Consider the following 22,518-nt stretch of genomic DNA (forward strand, 5'->3'; position numbering starts at 1 on the left):
TTTTAGCCTGTTCCACCACCAGGCGCAGGTGCGCGTTGGTAGCGACATCGGCACCGTTACGCGCAGCAATGGTGATTTCTTTCACCAGTTTGCCGAAGATCTTGCCCTTGGCGTTAGATGCCGCTTCTTTGTGTTTAACCTTCCACTGTGCGCCCATTACTCACTCTCTTGATCGATGGCGCCGAGACATCTGTTGGCCGACGCATCGCGCAAGTTTATACGGCCTAAAGTTGGCAATCGACCAAAAATTCCACCGTGTCGGCCACCGATGGATCGACATCTTCACCAGACGTTGTAGGGCGATTCTGAAATGCCGATTTACGGTGACTATAAGCGCCAGCGATTTCGTACTCTCTGCGCCCGTATTCCATGGCAGAAGCGCATCGATGCACAACGACAAGGAAAGTCCTTACACGCTGACCCTGCTCGACGGCGACTTGATCCTGCAGGTAGTGCAGTTCAGTGGCCGTGAAGGCTTGAATCAGCCTTACCGTTTCGACATCGAAGTGATCGGCCTGGCGCCGTCGATGACCCCGCAACAGCTTGTGAATCAACCGGCGTTCCTGCGCCTGAGTGATGACACCGGCATCCACGGCACCCTGTACAGCGCCAGCCGCGAGCATCGCGGCGCGCACTGCATCGGCTACGACCTGGTGCTGGTACCGTGGCTTCAATATCTGGACGGGCAACCGGCTCGCCGGGTCTTCCATCAGCTCAGTGTGCCCGCCCTTCTGAAGCAGTTGCTCGCGCAAAACACCTTACCCGCCGACAGCTACCGCTTCGAACTGCCGACCGCGCGTTATCCGGTCCGGCCGTTTTGCATTCAGTTCGATGAGAGCGACCTGGCGTTCCTGCAACGGCTCTGCGAAGAAGAAGGCATCCACTATCACTTCGAGCATCAACGTAGCGGTCACGTACTGGTGCTGGCGGATGACAGCCTGAGCTTTCCCCAGGAACCCCTGTTGATGCCCTTTCACCGCGACACGCCCGATCACACCGACGGGCCGGTGATCAGCGAATTTTTCCTGCCTCATGGCTCGCCGCCGGTCGCCATGCGCCATGGGCCGCAGCAGCTCGACCGCGAGCAAGTCAGTCGTCGAATACTCGAGCGGCTGCGCTGCCGGCATCGGCAGATTCAGGGGCAAAGCAACCACGCTGAATTACGCAGCGGCCGAATCGTGCAAGTGTCGCAACACCCTGCCGCGAACTTCAATGACCAGTGGTTGCTGACCGAGATCCGGCATCAGGGCCAGCAGCCGACAATTCTGCTGGAGGGCAGCTGCGACAAGGCTCGGCGCTACAGCAATCAGTTCACGGCCATTCCATGGTCAACGGCGTTCCGGCCCCCGCTCACGCAAGCCAGGCCGAGCATTCCGGGGTTTCAGACCGCCCGGGTGCTCTGCCCGGAGGGGCAACCGGCGACTCTGGATGAGCAAGGACGACTCCAGGTCAGCTTGTGGCCAACAGCGGAGGGCGATGAGTCGCCCGGCCTGTGGCTGCCGATCGCGCTCGCCGCCCCGGATGGCCGCATTGATCCTTCCAGGCTACCGGTTGCCGGCACAGAAGTGCTGATCAGCTTTCTCGACGCCGACCCGGATCGCCCGGTGTTGTGCGCCGTCGCGAGCCCTGCGCCCGCACCGCGCCCTGTCCAGCGGCGCCGTGGCGATGGCCGTTTGCTGCTCGATTGGCTGGTCAAACGCTAGCCGCTATCGTTTCGGCGCCAACTCGAGAAACGCCTGAATCAGGCGCAAATTCCGCCGCCGCTCCATGCAACCGATCATGTGCCGATTGACTAATCCTTCACCAATAATCGGCACCGCCGCGACCCTCGGGTCGTGGCTCACTTCCACCGAGGACACCACGCCAACACCCAACTCAGCGGCAACGGCCTCGGTCACGGCCTCTCGGCTATCCAGTTCCAGCAATACCCGTGGACTGACCTCGGCCTGGCGACAGGCCTGATCAAACGTACGACGGGTGATCGACCCTGGCTCACGCAACACCATGATCACCTGATCCAATTCTTTGAGCGGCACCCCATTGGCGCGCTGCGCCCAGGGATGCCCGGACGGCACCAGCGCGCAAATCCGCGATTCGCTCATCGCTTGCAGGTGCAGGCCTTTGCGCGGTTCAACCTCGGTCAGCACCGCGACGTCGGCATGCTCGGACAACAACGCCGCCAGGGTTTCCTGTGCGTTACCCAACCGCAGGTTCACGGTGATGCCCGGATAGCGCGCACGCAGACTGGCCAGCATCGGCATCACGCTGTGCGGCCCGTCCGCCGCCACTTCGAGGCGTCCGGTCAGCAACTGCCGGTTGGCTTCGAGCAGCACCTGCGCCTCTTCGGCCAGGCCAAACATCGCGCGAGTGATCGCCGCCAGTTGGGTGCCCTCTTCCGTCAACTCCACCCGTCGCGCGGTGCGCCGCAGCAAGGTGATCTGGTAATGCTCCTCCAGCGCCTTGATGTGCCCGGTGACCGCTGGCTGGCTGATGAACAGGCGCTCGGCCGCCCGGGTAAAACTGCCCTCGCGGGCCACGGCGTCAAAGGCCCGCAGTTGGAACAGATTCATGAATAACTCTCACTGATGGCTGGCATAACAATAAACAATTTGATTGATAGCTCGCCGAATTGCAATTTATGCCCCGTAGCTTCAGCCCATCGATTGCGAGGACACGAGAATGAGTACTGCCGAACCGATCCTGCTCACGCCCGGCCCTTTGACTACGTCGGCCCGTACCCGTGAGGCAATGATGGTCGACTGGGGTTCATGGGATGACCGCTTCAATCTGCTGACCGCCAGCCTCTGCGAACAATTGCTGGCGATCATCAACGGCGGCGAGAGCCACCACTGTGTGCCGTTGCAAGGCAGCGGCACCTTCGCGGTCGAGGCAGCCATCGGCACGCTGGTGCCACGGGACGGCAAAGTGCTGGTGCTGATCAACGGCGCGTATGGCAAACGCCTGGCGAAAATCTGCGAAGTGCTCGGCCGCGCCTTCAGCACCTTCGAAACCGCCGAAGACGAGCCGACCACCGCCGCTGACGTCGACCGCTTGCTGCGGGCCAACGCCAGCCTTACGCACGTCGCGCTGATCCACTGCGAAACCAGCACCGGCATTCTTAACCCGTTGCCGGAAATCGCCCACGTCGTCGCACAACACGGCAAGCGCCTGATCATCGACGCCATGAGTTCCTTCGGCGCGCTGCCGGTGGACGCGCAACAGGTGCCGTTCGACGCCCTGATCGCCGCCTCGGGCAAATGCCTGGAAGGCGTGCCAGGCATGGGTTTCGTATTCGCTCGCAAAGAATCGCTGGCCAGTGCCGCCGGCAATTCGCACTCGCTGGCGATGGACCTTTTCGACCAGCACACCTACATGGCCAAGACCGGCCAGTGGCGCTTCACCCCGCCGACTCACGTGGTCGCGGCGCTGCACGAAGCCCTCCTGCAATACCGCGAAGAAGGCGGTTTGCCAGCGCGGCACCAACGCTACGCCAACAACTGCAAAGTGTTGCTGGATGAGATGGCCAGGCTCGGCTTGCGCAGCTTCCTCCCCGCCGCGATTCAGGCGCCGATCATCGTCACCTTCCATGCGCCAAAAGACCCGCGCTATCAGTTCAAGGAATTCTACGAGCGGGTCAAGGCCAAGGGTTTCATCCTCTACCCCGGCAAATTGACCCAGGTCGACACCTTCCGCGTCGGCTGCATCGGTCACGTCAACCAGGCCGAGATGCACGCGGCGGTGGCGGCGGTGGCCGAGGTGCTGCGCGAGATGGAAGTGCTAGAGATCTGAACGACACCGTAATCCCCTGTGGGAGCGGGCTTGCTCGCGAATGCGGACCGACATTCAACATTAATGTCGGCTGGCACACCGCCTTCGCGAGCAAGCCCGCTCCCACCAAAAGCAGCGCCCTGATTAGTCAACTGCCACAGGATTTGATGACCATGAACTACAGCAACCCAACCAAACTCCAGGCCGCGATCCTCGACTGGGCCGGCACCGTGGTCGATTTTGGCTCCTTCGCCCCGACGCAGATTTTTGTCGAGGCCTTCGCCGAGTTCGACGTGCAGGTTTCCATCGAGGAAGCCCGCGGGCCGATGGGCATGGGCAAGTGGGACCACATCCGCACTTTGTGCGACCAGCCAGCAGTGGCCGAGCGGTATCGCAAGGCGTTCGGCCGCACGCCGACCGACGACGACGTCACCGCCATTTACCAGCGCTTCATGCCGCTACAGATCGAGAAAATCGCCGAGCACTCGGCATTGATTCCGGGCGCGCTGGAGACCATCGCCAACCTGCGCCGACAAGGCATCAAGATCGGCTCCTGCTCCGGCTACCCGAAACAGGTCATGGACAAGGTGGTCGAATTGGCCGCCACCAACGGCTACACCGCCGATCACGTGGTCGCCACCGACGAAGTGCCCAACGGTCGCCCATGGCCGGCGCAAGCGCTGGCCAACGTGATTGCGCTGGGCATCGACGACGTCGCCGCCTGCGTGAAGATCGACGACACCGTGCCGGGTATTCTCGAAGGTCGCCGCGCCGGCATGTGGACGGTGGCGCTGATCTGCTCGGGCAACGCGCTGGGCCTCGATTATCAAGGTTTTTGCGCCCTGGACAGCGACACACTGGCCAGCGAACGCGCGCGCATCCACGGGATGTTCGAAAGCTCGCGCCCGCACTACATGATCGACACGATCAGCGATTTGCCGGATGTCATCGCTGACATCAACCAACGCCTGGCCAACGGCGAAATGCCACAAAGCCACTGAGCACATCGCTCGGCGCCCGAAAAAGCGCCAGTTCCGTAACGGAGCTGGCGCTTTTTTGTTGTCAATTACCTGAACCAGAGCGTTAAACGGCCTATCCCCTCAGGCAAATCCGCCAAAGCGGATTACAGTTAAGGAACACCGTCAAACAAGAACGGTGACTCGAGCAGACCTGTGAGGAACACCGTATGCCCTGGACGAATTCCAAATCACGCTACAGCACCGTCTCGATCACGCTGCATTGGTTGATGCTGGTGTTGCTGGCGCTGGTTTACGCCTGTATCGAGTTTCGCGGGGCCTTTCCCAAGGGCAGTGGCGGGCGGGCACTGATCACCGAATCGCACTTCATGCTGGGCCTGACGGTGTTTGTGCTGGTCTGGTTCCGGCTATTCGCCCGCAGCCTGGGGCCGGCGCCGCAGATCTTCCCCGCCTCGCCTCACTGGCAAACCACGCTGGCGCGGTTGATGCACTGGGCGTTGTACCTGTTCATGATCGCGATGCCGATTCTGGGTTGGCTGATCACCAGCGCCAAGGGGCACCAGGTGATGTTTTACGGTTTCGACTTGCCGCTGCTGGTCTCGGAAGACAAAGCGCTGGCCAAGCAGATCCAGGGTTGGCATGAATTGGGCGGCACCATCGGTTACTGGCTGATCGGTTTGCACGCGGCGGCGGGGATTTACCACCACTATGTCGTCGGCGATAACACCTTGCTGCGGATGATGCCCAAGCGCAGCTGAATAGCGGTTATTGAAAACCCCGGCGACCTTGCAGGCCGCCGGTATGGATGAAAATCAGCCGGGTGCCCTTTGCGAAGGCTCCGGATTCGACTTGCTGCTTGAGCATCAGCAAGGCCTTGCCGGTGTACAGCGGTTCCAGCGGCAGGCCGCTGGCCTGTTCGGTCTGCTCGATGAAGTCGAGTAGCTCGGGATCGACCTTGGCAAAACCGCCTCGGCTGGCGTCCAGCAGTTGGTAGTTCGGCTGTTGCAGACCCGCTTCCCGCCAGATCATCTCGACATGCTGTGCGACACCGTGATCGTCGGGGACCGCCAGCGCGCCGTAGACCTTGCGCGCCCCCACCTCGGCCAGCGCCAGGCCGGCCAGTGTGGTGCCCGTTCCGCAGGCCAGCCACCAGCCGTCGTGACCGTTCCAGCCCAGCGTTGCGAGCTGAGCGTCGACCATGGCTTTTAACCGCAGGCAGCCACGCGCGCCCGGCAAACCGCCACCGCCTTCGGGGACAGGGTGCAAATCGGGGTATTGCACCCGCCAGGGTTGCCAGAAACCCGCGTCGTGCCGCGCCCGATAACCGCCGTAGCCCAACCAGTGCAACTGCATGCCGAACGCCTGCAAATCCTTCACCGTCGGGGTGTCCTGAGGATGGCCGCGCAACAGGCCGACGGTGTTGAAACCGAAGCGTTTGCCGGCAGCGGCCAGCGCGTGCAGATGATTGGAATGGGCGCCGCCGAGGCTGATGATGCCGTGGGCACCGGCGAGACTGGCGGCCTTGAGATGCTCGGTCAGTTTGAACCACTTGTTGCCGCTGATCAGCGGGTCGATCAGGTCGAGTCGCAGGGTGGCGACTTCGATGTCGGCGGTAGTCAGCCAATCGAGGTGCAGGGGTTGTAACGGGGCTGGGGGGAGCCAGTTGTCGGAAGGGAAAAGCATCGATGCCGGCTCTGGGAAAAGAACCGGCATTCTAGTCGCTCATGGGCAGCCTTCGCGAGCAAGCTCGCTCCCACATTGGATCGTTGGTGCAACCTGAATCCAGTGTGGGAGCGAGCTTGCTCTCGATAGCCATCGGCAAGTTGAACCTGCTTGTTACAGCTCAGCCGCCAGACGCGAACCCTGATTGATCGCGCGCTTGGCATCCAGCTCCGCCGCCACGTCCGCGCCGCCAATCAAATGCACGTTCTGCCCCGCCGCAATCAGACCGTCCTGCAACTCACGCAGCGGGTCCTGACCGGCACAAATCACGATGTTGTCGACAGGCAGCACCTGCGGCTCACCGGTTTCGCCGATGCGAATGTGCAGGCCTTCGTCATCGATCTTCAGGTATTCGACGCTGTTGAGCATCTGCACGTGCTTGTTCTTCAACCCGGTGCGGTGAATCCAGCCAGTGGTTTTGCCCAGGCCGTCGCCGACCTTGGTTTTCTTGCGTTGCAGCAGAAACACTTCACGCGCCGGCGCATGCGGTTCAGCCTTGATGCCGGCGACGCCACCGCGTGCTTCCAGATGCGTGTCGATGCCCCACTCTTTCCAGAACGCTTCGCGGTCCAGACTGGTAGAAACGCCTTGGTGAACCAGGAACTCCGAGACGTCAAAACCGATACCGCCCGCGCCGATCACCGCCACGCGTTTGCCCACCGGTTTGCGCTCAAGAATCACATCGAGGTAGCTCAGCACTTTGGCGTTTTCGATACCCGGAATTGCCGGCGTACGCGGAGCAATGCCGGTGGCCAGAATGATTTCGTCGTAGCCGCCTTCCACCAGTTTCGCCACATCGACGCGGGTGTTCAGGCACACCTCGACGTTGGTGGTTTGCAACTTGCGGCCGAAGTAACGCAGGGTTTCGAAGAACTCTTCCTTGCCCGGCACACGCTTGGCAATGTTGAACTGCCCGCCGATTTCGCTGGCCGAATCGAACAACGTCACCGAGTGTCCGCGCTCCGCCGCCACGGTCGCAGCGGACAGGCCCGCAGGCCCGGCACCGACCACGGCGATTTTCTTGATCTGTTGCACCGGCAGATAGTTGAGTTCGGTTTCGTGACAGGCGCGCGGGTTGACCAGGCAACTGGTCAACTTGCCGCCGAAGGTGTGATCAAGGCATGCCTGATTGCAACCGATGCAGGTGTTGATTTCATCGGCACGGCCAGCGGCGGCCTTGTTGACGAAGTCTGCGTCGGCAAGGAACGGCCGGGCCATGGAGACCATGTCGGCATCGCCTTCGGCCAGAATCTGCTCGGCGATTTCAGGGGTGTTGATGCGGTTGGTGGTGATCAGCGGAATGCTCACCGAGCCGCGCAGTTTGGCCGTGACTTTGCTGAACGCTGCACGCGGCACTTTGGTCGCGATGGTCGGAATTCGCGCTTCGTGCCAGCCGATACCGGTGTTGATAATGGTCGCCCCGGCCTGTTCGATGGCTTTGGCCAGCGTGACGATTTCTTCCCAGGTGCTGCCGCCCTCGACCAGATCGAGCATCGACAGGCGGAAAATGATGATGAAGTTCGGCCCCACGGCTTCACGCACACGGCGGACGATTTCCACCGGCAGGCGCATGCGGTTTTCGTAGCTGCCGCCCCAACGGTCGGTGCGATGGTTGGTGTGGGCCGCGAGGAACTGGTTAATGAAATAACCTTCGGAGCCCATGATCTCGACGCCGTCGTACTCGGCTTTCTGCGCCAGCGCCGAGCACGTAACAAAATCGCTGATTTGTTTCTCGATGCCTTCCTCGTCCAGCTCTTTGGGCTTGAACGGGTTGATCGGTGCTTGAATGGCGCTTGGCGCCACCTGTTTAGGGCTGTAGGCATACCGGCCCGCGTGAAGAATCTGCATGCAGATCTTGCCGCCCGCCTCATGCACCGCGCGGGTGACGATCTGGTGCTTGAGCGCTTCGTCTTCGGTGGTCAGCTTGGCCGCGCCGGAATACACCCCGCCCTCGTCGTTCGGTCCAATGCCGCCGGTAACCATCAGGCCGACGCCGCCGCGTGCACGTTCAGCGAAGTACGCCGCCATGCGCTCGAAACCGCCGGGTTTCTCCTCAAGACCGGTGTGCATCGAGCCCATCAGGGTGCGGTTGCGCAGCGTGGTAAAACCCAGGTCCAGCGGGGCCAACAGGTGCGGGTAATGAGCAGCGGCCATTTGTAACTCCACATCGAGCGATCACGGAAAAGTGCAGGGCTCTTTGGCGCCTGTCAGTCATGTGGCACAGACTAAGAGGCGCGGCACCGTCGCTCAATGACCCAAACTGACAACTTAATGATCTAAATGTGCAGCACCCCTTGGGCGGTACCGGCATCGCCTCTGCCTTGGTCAGGAACTCCGCGTGTTTTTTGAAGATGTTTTAGGTTTCTGCATCATCTTTAAAGACATCAATCCCGCAGACGCGGCTTACCACGGCAGTTTCCCTCGACAAACTTCCGGAAGATTTTGAGAATCGTCCTAGAGCCCCGCGCACCGGTTTGCGATAGCGTCCTTTAACGCGTGGTTGACGGCGACGCGGCCAGCGGTTGAAAGATTTTATAATTCAAGGGGGCTTGAATGAATATAAAAAAAGACTTTTCGGAATACACCAGAACGGAATTTTCGCACCTGATTACAGCCATCAAAAGCAATCAGATAAGTGCCAGCAGGAAACTGGGCTTGATAATGCACTTCGATAAAATCGTCGGCCACCCTGAGGGAGCGGACCTGATCTTCTTTCCAGAAGTTGGCGCGGACGACTCGATAGAGGGTATTACCCGTGCGATTGAAACATGGCGCGCTCATGTTGGGTTGCCGGGGTTTAATGCGTGACTCATGACGTAAGTGGTATGAGCGCACCCGGCACGGGGCGCGCTCATCTGTTGGATTACCTTCTCATGTGCAGTTTTTTCGCCTCTTTCGTTCGCATCGCCTCCACCGAGTAGAGTGATTCAGGTACAACTAGCAGGCGATCTATACCAATCGGTTCGCCGGTATCGATGCAATAACCGTAATGACTCGCATCGATTATTTGCAGGGCAAGTACAACACTTGTCAGTTCCTGGGAATCACGCTCAATAATGTTCAACGCCAGCGAACGCTGCACCTCCGTTACCGCCGCGTCGGTCTCATCGGGCTGCCGCATGACCACACACTGTTCTTTATTTCGATACAGTCGATCACGAAGATCTTGCGCCTTCACCTTGAGACGGTATCGGAAAAATTGAACCTGTGAGGGGCTCATGTATTCATCATCCCCCTGAGCGCGCAACTCTTTTTCGCTTAGCACTTCTGGCTTCCCTAACGCAAAAAAAGGCAGTCTACGTAGGGAAATCCGGTTTTACTCTAGGCCAATTCCCATTTTTAGCGGTCGTTGTCACACGTCGCCAGTTTAAGAAACTTCCTATATCTCAAATAAAAGTAATCGTTAAACTCCACACCCGTCATGCACCGCGTTTGAGACCTGGCTTTATAATTCACAGTGACACTGGCCCATCGCATTTTTTGTGAGGCACACCCCCACCCACACAACACTTAATAACCCTCTCGCCAGAGCAATGCACGTGAAAACCTTATTGAAATTCTTATTCTCTTATCTTGTAGCGGGCGTTCTCGCAACAGCCTTAGCAATCACGACACACTCGTCGCCGGTTGATATAAGCATCCCTGGTTTTCTGCTGCTCTCTCTTCAGCGCCCACTGGAATTTTGTATTCAGTTTTTAGAGGGCAGCCTCGCGCCCGAGGATTGCGCGGCGTTCGGACTCTTCATCTTTACGTTCAGCGTCTTGTTTTGGTTATTACTGCGCATCAGGAAAAAAGGTGAACTGGTGTGGGACCTGCCTAAAAGATCAAGATGGAAAATATGGCCATAAAAACTGCCTCACCAGTGCAGAGTGAGGCATTGCTCACTGGCTAAAATGCCACCTTCACGCCAAGCATTCCTTCATACCCATGGCTGTCGCCATCGAATGCTTGTTGATAGCCCGCGGACATATAGAAGGTGGTGCGCTTGTCTGCCTGGACATCCACCCCGAGGTTGACCTCGCCCCAAGAGCCGTCAATGTTCGCCTCGAATGGCACCGAGCCGTTCTGTGAGGAGAATTCGGTTTTCGGCTGCCCTTTGAATTCGCGCCAGACACTGGGGCGGACCCACAGACTGGTGCGACGCTCGGCACCTTGATCATCGCGAAACCAGTCCTTGGCGAAACGCACGCCGGCTCGGCCGATGAGTGAGTCGACGTCCTCAAAACTGACGTTGGCGCCGATATCGTGGCTGTCGTCGAGGTTGACGTTGCTGTAGATGACTTGCAGCTGCGGCTCGATAGACAGGTCTTTGGAGACCTGGAACGGATAACCGCCCTCCAGCGACGCGGTGTAGCCCCAACCGGTGGTGTTGAGCTTGTCGAGGCCATTGGGTTTGGCATCGATGTCGAACCGATTGAGTTGCAGCACGCCATCCACATACCAGCCTTCGGGTCCAAAGTGTGTCCAGTACGCGCCGAGGCTGTAAGCGTGCAATTTATCGTCGCCGGCGTTCTCGCCGGTGGTGTGTTTGACCCCGCCATCCAGGGTACCGACCGCCAGGGAAACACCCGCCTGGTCTTTGGCGCCGTTGTTACGCTCATGGCGATAGAGGTCGAGACCGACCTGGAAGGCGTTCAAGTCGTAGTTGTACTCAGGGGTGTTGCCAATACCAAAACCGTTGCTGCTGCCGCGATCCTGTTCACCGCTGCGGTAGATCATCCGGCCCCAGCCCAGTGACGGGCCAACGGTTTGCGAATCGGCCGGTGTCGCCGAGCCCGAACTTCTTTCCTCCCCGACCCGCTCATGCAGGGTGTCGATCAACGCCCGGCTGTAGACCAGCGCCAACGCGGGGACCGCGCCGTAGAGCGAAGTTTCTGCCCGGTAATTAGGGGTGGCCGGCTGCGGTGGTGTTGGTGTCGGTGGTGTCGGCGTCGGCGGCCCCGGAGGGCTCGGCGGCGTCGGCGGTGTTGGCGGCGTGGGTTCGATTGTCGATCGCAAGTACCAGGCTTGAGCGTTACTGCCATCGACGCTGGCGCGCTGCAACGTGTACTCGTAGGGCCCGGCGACGACACGACTGCCCAACTGAAACGCCGTTGCCGTGGTGGTGCCACTGTTGAGCGTGTCCACCACGAGGATGCCGTTGCCCGTGGTCACTGCGCCGGCGCCGCCGGCATTGTTGATGTTGACGCGCGTGCTGCCGCTGGCGTTGCCGCCGTCGATCACCAGTTTGTCGGAAGCGGACTGGTCACCGGCCAACACGCTGCTCAGCGTCAGCGCACCGCCGTTACCGACGTAGTTGCCACGCACGATCAGACTGCTGGCGGGCAGTACGCTGTCCATGCGGATCTCGCCGCTGTTGGTCAGATTGCCATTGACCGTGAAATCACCGGCCGCGCCGCCGCTGTAGAGCGGCGCCGCATCGGCGATGGCCAGTGTGCCAAGAAGGTTGACGTCGCCATTGACGGTGCCGTAACCGCCCAACAGGCTCCCGGTGCCGACCTGCACCGGCAAACCGCTGGTCAGGCTCGCGCCCGAACCCAGTAACAGCGTGCCGCCATTACTGACGCTGGTGCCACCGGTGGCACCTTGCGTCAATTGCCCGTTGATCACCAGCGTGCCTTGCTGCACGTTCAGCGCCGAGGGGCTCGCGGCATTGGTCGTCAGGGCACCGCCCAGGGTCCAGGTGCCACTGCTGAGCTGGGAGATCGACGCGAGACCGGAGAAATTGTTGTTGGCATTACCCGTCCCCTGCAACTCAAGCGTGTTGCCGCTGCCGGAGCTGGAGACATTGCCGTTGAGCACGCTGCCGGTTTGCAGGATCAATTTGTTGTTGTTACCGGCCATGCTGACCGCTGTGCCAGTGGTCCCGGTAATTGTCCCGGCGTTGCTCAGAGTGACTTGGCTGCTTTGCAACAAAACGCCGAACTGCCCCTGGAGCGTACCGGTGTTGCTGATGGTCCCAGTGGAGTTACCGCGCACAACGATTGCGGGGGCTGCCGAAACAATGCTCCCGGCGTTGTTGATCGTGAATCCACCGCCGTCGTTGATTATGCCTGCTCCATTGTCGCTGCGCAGGGTGCCGCTAACGCCTTGGGTGACGCTCCCGCCACCGCCTAATCTGAGCGCACCGCTCGCCCCGAAAATGTCCCCATCATTGATGACGATGATAGGGGCAGGGTCGGAACCACCCAGGACACCGTAAAAGTCTGTGCTGGTAATACTTGCACCAACATGGTTGATCACAGTGCCGCCGTTGCTTAGAAACACGCCGGACCCGGTACCGCCAGGGAATTGCGCGATGATGCTGCCAAAGTTTTCCAAGCGCAGGCCGCCGGCTGTAGCGGACCCCAGATTGATGCCGTTGACGAGGCCCTTAACCGAACCTCGGTTGGTCAACTGCCAATCTTTGGAGTTATCGCCAGAAATACCTTCCCCCGGAAATACATCAATGACACTGGTGGCGGGCACATCGAAGGTGCTGGACGTCGGATCCAGCGTTTGCAGGACCACGGTGCTGTTGGAGCTGTTGATCGTGGTGGCCTGAACCGACTCGCTGAGCGTCAGGCCGACCACGGCTGAAAGACTGCCAATAAAAACGGTGAGGGTCGTCTCGAAGGGAGGATGCATTAGTTGAAGAGTGCTCGGCGCCATCGGCGCGTGCTTGGAGTCCATTTCATTGCGCCTACTTGGTTTTCATTGCCGAAGCCTAGTCGGTTTTTGCCAAAATGCCCGCACACGCCGAGGCTCGAGCGGCCTCGCTTACCGCGTCGAAAACTCCTGGAAGCCTTTCACTGAACCATCAAAACGAATGTGCCCGCCATCCAGGTAGATGACACGGTCGACAATGCCCAGCAGGTTGGTTCTATCCGTCGCCACGATCAACGTCGCACCCAATGCGCACTGGTCCGACACCGTCTTCATCAATACCCTTTCGGCCTGTTGATCCAGGCTTTCGGTGGGTGCATCCAGAAGAATGATCTTTCGCTGGCTTAAGGAAGCTCTCGCCAGCGACAGCAACTCACGGGTTTTTTGCGTCAGCTCGGGCATCGCCGAGAAGTTTGTCAGCAAGCCCTGCGGCCAACGAGCGATGGTCGAGGCCAATTGCGTTCGGTTAATCACGCCGAGCAGCACTTCTTCCGATACCGGCCCCTCTTGCTCGAGGTACTCCATGGCGTTTTTACCCACCAACTCCGCGCCTTGCCATGCGTAGTGAACAGAATCCCTGAGGGTGTAGGCTCGTTGCGAGACCAAGGGCGCACCGGCCCATGTGGCACTCCCTTTAGTGGGCGAGATCACGCCGAGCAGCATCTGCATCAGGACACTTTTCCCAGCCCCCGAAGGCCCTACCAACGCGACGCGCTCGCCTGGATTGATCTGCAGCGAAACGTCCTTGAGGACTTCGATATCGTTTTTATGAAAGCTGAACGAAATATTGTGCAGCTTCCATCCTTCGGGCAGAAGCTGCATCCCGGGCGCCGATGACGGCGGCGTATCGTCAACGCTCTCAAGTGCCTTGTTCACGGTTTTTACACAGGCCCCCATCTGACGCAAGCTCGGCAACACCATGACCATGGAGCTCAAGGGTTGCAGCACTCGCCCCGCCAGCAAAATCGTCGCGAAAACGCCGGCGGTTTGCATCATGTGAGCACTGACGAGATAGAACGCGCTGACCACGATGAGCACGATTTGCACGTTGCCCAATGCGGCGAATTGCGCGCTGCACCGGGTTTGCAACATGAAGCGGTTCTGCTCCTTGATGCGCATCGCCTCGGAACTCGCCAGGAAGTCGTCGACCATCGACTGTTCAGCATTGATGGCTTGATGCACCGCAAAACTGCGCACCGTGACGGTGAACGGTGTCGAGACTTCACTGCCAAGGGCTTGCAGCTGCCGATCAAAACGCCAGAGCACCAGGCCTGCCAGGGTCATGATGACCATTGGCACCAACACGATCACACCACCGATCCAGGCGATGATCACCAGAAAAAGAATCGTGAATGCCAAGTCAGCCAGGGCGCTCGCGACGATGCTCCAGTACAGCGAGCGCAGCCGTGACCAGGCCGCGAGTGCTTCAACACCGGCCTGCCCCCAGCCCAGCCGCTCGGTGAGCGGCATTCGACTGAGGCGGCTGACGAGTCCGGGTTCCATTCCGTACTGCAACTGGTTCGCCAGTCGGCCCAACGCCTTGCTGCGATCACTGCGCAGCAGCAACTCAAGGCCTATGCAAATAGCCACTCCCAGCGACAGGACCCACAACGACATGGACGCTTGAGCAGGCATCACCCGGTCATAAATGGCGTTCATGTACAGCGGAATCACCAGCGCGAAGACGTTGATCAACAAGGTGCTCCAGAGCACCTTGTTGATCGCGCCGCTGTCATCCATGGTTGCGGCGCGAATTTGCTTCCAGCCGAGCTTGTCCAGCGCGTGTGCAGGAACGACTCGGTAAACCGTCCCGGCCTGGGCCAGGTCATCAACGCCCAGCCCGTCGGCGGTCGTGCCGGAGGCGAGCCGGATCACTCGCCAACCGCCCTTGACCGGCATCAAATAGGTGCCGTCAGCCAGGCGCGAAGCCGCCTCCCGGGTAGGCACCGGGCACGCGACGCAATTGATTCCCAGGCACTTGAACCCAACGTCGAACCAGGCCCGCGTCGACGCGTCAGCCGGCAGGCTTCGCACCTGACGCGTCCACTCGAAACGAGGCACCGGCCCCATCACGTACTCGGCGGCCTCGATCAACGCCGCCGACAACGCAGCGGGTGACTTGTCAGCGGGTGCAGAGGCTTGGGTAGCGCTTTCGTTTTTCATCCAACCACCTCGATCGTCCGTCTCGACGCCATCAACTTGAAACCGTCACAGTGTCCGTGCCGTGTGTCCACGTCTGCTGGTGAGCGGTGTTTTCCGTCATGGTCCAACCTTGCTGAGTCACCGAGACCACGTCCGTGGCGTCGGTATGAATCGTCAGATTCTGGGCAGACCCCGCACCTGGAAACAGGGCATTCAGATCGATAGAGATACGGTCGACTTTGGAGTCGCCGAACTCGATGGTCTTGATCCCGGAAATGTGCACGCTGCTGTCCAGTGAAAAATTACCGCCGGCGCCTTGCTTGATCATGACGTCGTTGCCGCCACCGCCGGTGATTTGATAACGACTCAGGTCGGCCTGGCTGGAAAACAGGAATTGATCGTCCTTCGTCGAACCCAGGATCTTGCCAATCTGGATCAGCGTATCGACGCCACCAAACCCGTCATTGACCTGGTTGTTCGACAGATTGGCAACGATGCCCGACGGTGAGGTCGAGTAACTGGCGGTTGTCAGGCCGTCCGCCCCGCCGATCAGGATGTCGTTGCCGGCGTTACCGATCAACGTATCCGCCCCGCCGTTGCCGTTCAAAATGTTATTACCCCCATCGCCGATAAGGGTGTCGGCGAGGCTGGTACCCGTCACGTTGGACGCGCCATTACCGATCAGTTTGTCGGTACCCGACGAACCTGCTAACCCCTTGATGACGGACGCTTTGCTTAAATCCGCGACGATGCCCACCGACAACGTCGAGTAGTTCAGCGTGTTACTGCCGCCACTGAGCGTGATCGTGTCATTGCCTTTACTGCCGTAGATGATGTTGTTGCCGCTGGTTTCGGTAATGTAGTTATCCCGGTCGTTACCCCAGATGATGTCATCGAAGTTATAGCTGCCCACCACCCGGTCAATGTTGATCAGAGTGTCCTGGCCGCCAAAACCGTTCTCCGATGCACCGGTGTGACCGCCGGCACCCAGGTCGACGATGACGCCCTTGGTGGTGCCCCAGGCGTAATAGGCCGTCCCACCCACCAAGGTATTGTTACCGGCACCGCCATACAGGTACGTCCCAGCGACGGCCGTCGTCAGCACGTCGTCGTACGCCGAGCCCCAGAGCCCCTCGATACCGATCAAGGTGTCCGTAAAGGCGCCATGGGTCACGGTGCCACTTTTGTCACTTTTCAACGTGGCGGTGATGCCACTGGTGGCGGTGCTGTACATGGCAAAGTCGGACGCGCCCTTACTGCCGTCAAGCGTGTTGTTGCCGCCACCGCCCAACATGTAGTTGGTCCCTCTGCCACCGATCAGGGTGTTATCCCCTGCCCCGCCTTCGAGGTAGTTAGTCCCGGTCAGTGAGCCCACGACGTCTTCAATGCTGATCAGCTTGTCCGTGGAAAACACACCGCCACTGGAGGAGCTGAACGACAGAATGTTGTTGATCCGCGGCGTGGAAAGCTCTGAGGCGACACCCGTGTTCAAGTTGATATACAAGGCGCTGGACACGCCGCTGTAATCGACGAGGTCCCGGCCCTCTCCACCATCCAGGGTATTGGGCCCCAGGCCACCGATAAACGTGTCATTACCCGCGCCGCCGTGTAGCAGGGCGCCGGAGATGGACTGGAAGGTGTCCCCACCTGTCCCACCGTAGACCTCAATAAAATTGGAAATCTGATCGGTCTGTTGCTGGCCATTGGCATCAAGGCCTTTGGTCACGATGCCCTTCGCCAGATCGATATTGAGGCTGGCGGACGCCGATGAGTAATCCAGGGTGTTTTTCCCTGTACCACCGTCCAGCACGTCGGAACCACCGCTGCCGACAATCCAGTCATCGCCGGCCCCGCCAAAAATGGTGTTGTTGAATTCATTGCCTTCCAGCCGGTCGTTCTGCGCAGAACCGATCAGCCCCTGGATATTAATGAACGAATCGGTGCCGCCGGAACCGTTACGGCCGGCTTCTGTCCCTTCCTTGGCAAGGCTTGCAACCACCCCGGCCGCGTCGGTCGCCTGGCTGTAGTCGACAATGTTAACTCCCTTGCCGCCGTCGAACGTTCCGTTGCCACGACCGCTGACAAACACATCGTCCCCGTCGCCGCCCCGGAAAACGACATCGGTGTCTCCGACAATCATCCGGTTGCCTGCGTTGCTGCCGATCACTTCTTCGATGCCGATCAAGGTATGGAGCGGGTTCCCGCCAATGGCAACGGAGCCCTTGGCCATGTCCACGACCAACGCGCTGTTTATCAGACTGTAGTCAACCGTATCGAAACCGCCACCACCGTCATACGTCGCCGATGCCATCGACGCGATAATCGTATCGTTGCCTTCACCGGTATGGATTTCATTGGCGGTAAAACCGGCAACCACGGTGTCGTCGCCACTGCCGGTGACAACGAAGGATTTTCCATAATTGGAGGCCAGGATGTAGGTCCCGTCGTCACGCTGAATCGCGTACGGCGTATCCATCAGGACAAAGCCGATCGTGTCCTGTTGCGGCCCTTCCGCCGTGGTGTAGTGAAACGTCAGGGAAACGGAGTCGTAACGACCGGCGGGATACAGCAGCAGCACTTCACCGCTCTTCAAACCATAGCGGTTGCCTTCGGCAGTCCCGTATTCAACGGTGGTGTAGCCCTGCGGCAGGCCGGCCGTGATCTGCACGACACCGAGCGCACCATTGATACCGATGACGCGGGTCATCGTGTCGGCGGAAAAACGCTCAGGATCGTCAATGAACACCTTCCAGCCAACCGTCTCGCTGGAAAGATCAATGGTTTTCACCCCGTATTGCATGGCAAGCGACGGGTCGCTTTGCGCGCCATCCGTTGCTGCACCGCCGCGAAGGACATGCTGGGTCTTATCCGTGAACGCGTCGAGTTGGTACAACTTGCCAATCGCTTCAGGCGGTATGGGTTGCACAGGCTCCAGCGGATCCACGGGATCGACGGGCTCCGGCGGCACGATGGGGTCCGTCGGATTGATCGGGGCGAGAGGTACGACAGGCGCGACTTCCTCGTTTTGACGATTGACTGACGAGGACGAGCGCATCACCAGCGGCGCGTCGTTGTCCGACGTGTGCACCACCAACGGCTTGGTGAGCGCCAATGCGTCGGACTTGCCGGACCCACTGGCTTGCGTCGCAGGTTCGGAAGTGACTTCCGGTTCCGCCACGACGACCTTTTCAACAACTTTCTCCACCACTTTTTCGACGATCTTCTCGACCACTTTTTCAGTGGTCTTGGGCGCCTCATGCGGGCCGTTATTTTTTTGCGTGTTGTCCTCGGTATTGGAGGGCGAAACATTGACGACCTTGCCGACCGCCAACAAATCATCGGAACTCATCACCCGGCCGTCAGCAAACACCAGCTTGAACAGGCTGCGCTCGTAAGAAGCCAATTGGGCGGCCATCGGCAAAATCAGCGTCTTGCCATCGGCGGACTTGAGAATGATGTCCGAGCCATCGATCAGCACCGTGACGGAGGCACCGTCCATCTGCACCTGGTTATCGGCGCGCGTATAGACGACGGTGGACACTGGCGTGTCTTGCGGGGCAGGCAATACACCATAGGGACTCGCTGGAGCTGAACTCATGATCGGCACTTCCAAAAAAATATTAAAAAGAACTTCTTAACGGTTGCCCGCTTCTGTCAACGCAACTTCACTGGCATGCACCAGCGGCTTGACCAGATAACCCATGACCGTGCGCCGCCCGGCTTCCAGGAACACTTGCACGCCCATCCCCGGGTGGATGCGTTGCGACTGGTCGCCTCCGGTGACCGCCAGTTCCACCAGGTAATAGCGGTCGCCATTGGGGTCGGCGATGGCGTCAGGGCTGATGACATTGACGGTGCCGGGGAGCGTTCCCCACGCCGAACCGGACAGCGCAGTGATGCGGACTTTGCCCGTCATACCCACCCACACATGGTCACGGTCTTCAGGACGAATTCTCACTTCGGCAATCAACGGCACATCGATGGGAGCCAGCTCGAACAAGTCCGCACCCGGTTTCACCACCATGCCTTCATGGGGCGCAACCACCCGATGAATCAGCCCGGCAGCGGGCGCGATAATGCTCGCGGCCCCTTTACGGCCCGAGTTGGCGGTGGCTTCCACCGTGGCCCGCAGCAGCATGGATTGGGTGTCGTTCAATTCCTGTTGCGTCTGAGACATGAAGTCCGCTGTGGACTGGCGCAACCGCGACTTGACCTCCTGACCTTGCGCCTCGACCCGTGGCAAACGGCTGCGGGCTTGATTCAACCCTGATTTGGCACGCTGCAGGTCCGCCCGTTTTTGCAGCAAGACCCCTTCAGCGGCGGCGCCCTTGCGCACCATCGGTTCAATCATGTTGACCTGTTGTTCCTGAAGCGCGACTTCCTTCTGCAAGTCACTGACCTGGCCGCGCAACTCCACCACTTCCGCCTCACGCTGGGACACCTGGGCCGAGAGGACGGATTCGGATTCAGCGCGCGCCCTGGCGCGCACCTGGGAAGTTTCCAGTTCGCTTTTCATGGCTTCGGCAACCATCGGATCGGTCATATCAAAGTCGCTGGTCGACATCGGCTCGCCAGAGAGTTCATGCTGCAAGCGATACTCTTTGACCTTGAGCACGGTGCGACTGGCGGACGTGCGCGCGACGCTCTCTTCGACGGTCGAGTTATCGACTTCGGCCAGCAGGTCGCCCTTTTTGACGGTATCGCCTTCTTTCACCGAGATAACCCGAATGACCCCGCCTTCCTGGGACTGAATGATGATGTTGTGCATCTCGACCCGGACGACGCCCTCGCCGCGCACCAGGACATCCAGTGAAAAGAAGGACGCCCACGCGACGAACAAGGACATGACCAGCACGATTCGTCCGGTCGAGCCACGCGGCAGGAACCGGCGCAAAGCGGCCCATGAACGACCGCGCCTTGGCCGCGCGGTGTCCGTCACGGGGCTGCCCATCACCGGGCTATTCATCAGGGAGCTGTTCATCACGGCGCACCTACGAACATCTGCACCTGCCCGTTGTTGGCATCAGTGGCGGTGTCGATCCGGTTGACGACTTGCAGCTGTTCCTGGTCGATGCCCAGTTCATCCGCCTGCTTCTTGATTTCCAGCAGCCGGCTGAATTGCAGGGAAAGCTTTTTACCCGTGTCCGCCTGGTCAGCGGAAATCACCGCGGACAAGGTGTAACCCTGCTCTTTGATGGAGGCGGTGTTGGCCATGAACCAGGCCTTGACCTTCGCCGATTCCGCAGCGTCCGCCACGACTTCGTTGGCCTTGAACGTCAACAGCAACGCACCGGGCTTGTCCTGATACACGGCGGCTTGCAGAGTGGCCGCCTCGTTGACTTTCAGGCCTTCTTCCATCCGCGCAATAGCGGCGACCATTTGAAACAACAGCGTCAGCAAGATGAATACCATCAAGAGGACGGTCATCAGGTCGACGTAAGCGGGCCAAAAATGGCCTGAGGAACTAGAACGGCTCATGATTAAAGTCTCGACTATTGATAAGTAGCGGATGTGCGGGAGTCACCGGACACCAGGCCGAAGTCAACCAATCCGACGACCGTGTCACCTTTGATGTGGTACAGGCCCAGCGCTGACAGTAAGTAGTTACTTTGCGTATCGATGTTTTCCACGCCTTGTGCGTAAGCGTCGTTTTGCGCCGAGATCAAGTCGTTGATGCTGCGCGTACCGAGCCGGAATTCATCCATGTAGAGCTGCCGGGTGCGTTCGGCCTGCTCTTTGCCGACGCGTGTCAGGTTCCACTGTTCGTAGGCGGTCTCGGCGTCAACCACCAGGTTCTCGACCTGGCTGCGGATCTCGCGGCGCATCAATTCGTGCTGTGCATCCGCTTCACGCTGGGTAGCGCCGGCCTGTGAAATGCGCGAGCGCTTGAGACCGCCATCAAACAGATCGACGCTGATCTGCAGGAAGATGTTCATCCCCATGTCGCTGCGAATATTGCTGTCGAACGGCATCTTGTACGTCGTCATGAGTTCCACCCGCGGGTAACGATCGGCAGAAGCACGCTCTACCGCCATTTGCGCGCTGCCCGCCTGCGCCTTCAGCGACTGGAGTGCCCAGTTGGTGTCTTCAGCCGCACCGGCCAGGGCGCCCAACTTGCGAGTACCTTTGTCCACATCGATTTCAAACGGCACGTTAATGACCGATTGGCCCGTCAGCGACCGCAGCGCCAACCGCGCCTGGTCATAACGCTGACGCAGGTTTTTCTGCCGGGTCTGCGCGTTGTTCAAGGCCAGACGGCTGCGCACCAGTTCGGAATCCGGAGACAGACCACCCTTGACGCGCTCTTCCATCAGCGAGGTCAGATACGTCAACTCCTCCAGGTTCGTGCGAGCCACGTCCAGCATTCGTCGATAACGCTCTGCGTCGACATAGGCCCGGACCGTTTCAAAGCGCACGTCTTCAGTTTCCTGAGCGTGAGCAAAATCGGTGCTCTGTTTATCAAGACGAGTGCGCGAGGAGTCTGCCTTGCGTCGGCCGAAATCGAGGACGGTGTATTGCAGACTCACCTGTGCCTGGGCTTCTTCATCCAGTGAATTTTGATAACCGGTATAGCGATGATCGAGATAGTCCTGGGTCTTCGCCAAGGCCTGGACTTTGGGCAAGTAAGCGGCCCGAGCGCCGTCGACCCCAGCCTGCGCCGCATCACTGCGGGCACTGGCAATCAACAGCCGCACGGAATGTTCCTGCGCCATATCCAGTGCCTCTTGCAACGTCACTGACCGCGTCGCGGAAGTGCTCGCACCCGCCGGCATCTCTATCGCGCTGGCGCAGGACATATTCAACATGGCCATGCTCGTGACCGAGAGCAGCAAGGCGAAGGCAAATTTATTGCGCGACATGTTGCACCTCCTCGTCAGCCACCAACTGTTGCAGGAACACTTCGTCGCCCATGGCAGCCGCCGTGGACAGCGAAGAAATATGGCCCACCAGTTCGAGCATGGCGTCTTGTTGTACCTGCATGCTTTGCGTCATGCGCTGGGAGTGGGCGGTATCCGCGATCAGCACCTGCTCCATGGACATCATTTGACGCACCACCGAAGCCCCGTCCTGGGACAACCCGCTCAGGGTGTCGGCCAGGGATCGGATGGCACTGCTGACGACCACACGGCTTTCGTCGATTGAGCCGACCATCCGGGTGCTGCCAACCGCGATCCGGCTCATGCTGTCCTGGGTTCTGGACATGCCATCTGCCAACGAGCGGGTGGTGGCGGTCAATGCGCTCAGTTGCTCGTTCATCGACTTG

General features: G+C 59.7%; 17 protein-coding genes and 1 pseudogene. 6 read left to right on the forward strand and 12 right to left on the reverse strand.

Annotated elements, in window-relative coordinates; translation table 11 throughout:
• Nucleotides 1-157 (reverse strand): annotated as a pseudogene (locus ACQKP4_RS24165) (YebC/PmpR family DNA-binding transcriptional regulator); the annotation flags it as partial.
• Between the two features lie 229 nt (nt 158-386).
• Between ACQKP4_RS24165 and ACQKP4_RS24170 the strand changes: the two are divergent.
• Nucleotides 387-1,703 (forward strand): type VI secretion system Vgr family protein, encoded by a 1,317-nt coding sequence (locus tag ACQKP4_RS24170; RefSeq protein WP_427636247.1) that lies wholly within the window; start codon nt 387-389, stop codon nt 1,701-1,703.
• A gap of 3 nt (nt 1,704-1,706) precedes the next feature.
• Here the strand turns inward: ACQKP4_RS24170 and ACQKP4_RS24175 are convergent, their stop codons facing one another.
• Entirely contained in the window at nt 1,707-2,570 is an 864-nt protein-coding gene (locus tag ACQKP4_RS24175) for a LysR substrate-binding domain-containing protein (protein ID WP_427636248.1), read from the reverse strand.
• Between the two features lie 109 nt (nt 2,571-2,679).
• Between ACQKP4_RS24175 and ACQKP4_RS24180 the strand changes: the two genes are divergently transcribed.
• From ACQKP4_RS24180 to ACQKP4_RS24190, 3 genes are all read left to right on the forward strand, one after another.
• Entirely contained in the window at nt 2,680-3,789 is a 1,110-nt protein-coding gene (locus tag ACQKP4_RS24180; protein ID WP_427636250.1) for a 2-aminoethylphosphonate--pyruvate transaminase, read from the forward strand.
• A 152-nt stretch (nt 3,790-3,941) separates the two neighbouring features.
• Complete coding sequence (gene phnX / locus ACQKP4_RS24185) at nt 3,942-4,769, forward strand: phosphonoacetaldehyde hydrolase (protein ID WP_427636252.1); 828 nt, start codon at nt 3,942-3,944, stop codon at nt 4,767-4,769.
• Between the two features lie 185 nt (nt 4,770-4,954).
• Nucleotides 4,955-5,503 (forward strand): cytochrome b, encoded by a 549-nt coding sequence (locus ACQKP4_RS24190; RefSeq protein WP_427636253.1) that lies wholly within the window; start codon nt 4,955-4,957, stop codon nt 5,501-5,503.
• 7 nt (nt 5,504-5,510) lie between these two features.
• On the opposite strand, the gene ACQKP4_RS24195 is transcribed toward ACQKP4_RS24190, so the two are convergent.
• Both ACQKP4_RS24195 and ACQKP4_RS24200 read right to left on the reverse strand, forming a co-directional pair.
• The gene (locus ACQKP4_RS24195; protein WP_427636254.1) at nt 5,511-6,428 is read right to left on the reverse strand and encodes a 1-aminocyclopropane-1-carboxylate deaminase/D-cysteine desulfhydrase; all 918 of its coding nucleotides are present in this window, start codon (nt 6,426-6,428) and stop codon (nt 5,511-5,513) included.
• A gap of 153 nt (nt 6,429-6,581) precedes the next feature.
• A complete protein-coding gene (locus ACQKP4_RS24200; RefSeq protein ID WP_427636255.1) occupies nt 6,582-8,621 on the reverse strand; it encodes an FAD-dependent oxidoreductase in 2,040 nt (679 codons plus the stop codon).
• Nucleotides 8,622-9,020: 399 nt separating this feature from the next.
• On the opposite strand from ACQKP4_RS24200, the gene ACQKP4_RS24205 reads away from it, so the two are divergent.
• Nucleotides 9,021-9,275 (forward strand): bacteriocin immunity protein, encoded by a 255-nt coding sequence (locus ACQKP4_RS24205; RefSeq protein WP_427636256.1) that lies wholly within the window; start codon nt 9,021-9,023, stop codon nt 9,273-9,275.
• Between the two features lie 55 nt (nt 9,276-9,330).
• On the opposite strand, the gene ACQKP4_RS24210 is transcribed toward ACQKP4_RS24205, so the two are convergent.
• Entirely contained in the window at nt 9,331-9,732 is a 402-nt protein-coding gene (locus ACQKP4_RS24210) for a TraR/DksA family transcriptional regulator (protein ID WP_427636257.1), read from the reverse strand.
• 274 nt (nt 9,733-10,006) lie between these two features.
• On the opposite strand from ACQKP4_RS24210, the gene ACQKP4_RS24215 reads away from it, so the two are divergent.
• A complete protein-coding gene (locus ACQKP4_RS24215; protein WP_427636258.1) occupies nt 10,007-10,315 on the forward strand; it encodes a hypothetical protein in 309 nt (102 codons plus the stop codon).
• A gap of 40 nt (nt 10,316-10,355) precedes the next feature.
• Here ACQKP4_RS24215 and ACQKP4_RS24220 read toward each other — a convergent pair whose 3' ends face one another.
• The 7 genes from ACQKP4_RS24220 to ACQKP4_RS24250 form a co-directional block, all read right to left on the reverse strand.
• Entirely contained in the window at nt 10,356-13,139 is a 2,784-nt protein-coding gene (locus ACQKP4_RS24220; protein ID WP_427636259.1) for an autotransporter outer membrane beta-barrel domain-containing protein, read from the reverse strand.
• Nucleotides 13,140-13,226: 87 nt separating this feature from the next.
• Entirely contained in the window at nt 13,227-15,275 is a 2,049-nt protein-coding gene (locus ACQKP4_RS24225; RefSeq protein ID WP_427636260.1) for an ATP-binding cassette domain-containing protein, read from the reverse strand.
• Between the two features lie 31 nt (nt 15,276-15,306).
• Nucleotides 15,307-18,852, reverse strand: a complete 3,546-nt coding sequence (locus tag ACQKP4_RS24230; protein WP_427636261.1) for a beta strand repeat-containing protein — start codon at nt 18,850-18,852, stop codon at nt 15,307-15,309.
• Between the two features lie 36 nt (nt 18,853-18,888).
• The gene (locus ACQKP4_RS24235) at nt 18,889-20,235 is read right to left on the reverse strand and encodes an HlyD family type I secretion periplasmic adaptor subunit (RefSeq protein ID WP_427636263.1); all 1,347 of its coding nucleotides are present in this window, start codon (nt 20,233-20,235) and stop codon (nt 18,889-18,891) included.
• Nucleotides 20,235-20,732, reverse strand: a complete 498-nt coding sequence (locus ACQKP4_RS24240) for a hypothetical protein (RefSeq protein ID WP_427636264.1) — start codon at nt 20,730-20,732, stop codon at nt 20,235-20,237. Before ACQKP4_RS24240 ends, ACQKP4_RS24235 begins: the two co-directional genes overlap by 1 nt.
• Nucleotides 20,733-20,746: 14 nt before the next feature.
• Nucleotides 20,747-22,114 carry a TolC family protein gene (locus tag ACQKP4_RS24245; protein ID WP_427636265.1) on the reverse strand — a complete coding sequence of 456 codons (1,368 nt, stop codon included), beginning with the start codon at nt 22,112-22,114 and terminating at the stop codon, nt 20,747-20,749.
• On the reverse strand, nt 22,101-22,518 hold a 418-nt coding region (locus ACQKP4_RS24250; RefSeq protein WP_427636267.1), incomplete at its 5' end, for a hypothetical protein. The genes ACQKP4_RS24245 and ACQKP4_RS24250, both read right to left, overlap by 14 nt.

The sequence above is a fragment of the Pseudomonas sp. NPDC086278 genome, assembly GCF_050280905.1.
Classification (GTDB): Bacteria; Pseudomonadota; Gammaproteobacteria; order Pseudomonadales; family Pseudomonadaceae; genus Aquipseudomonas.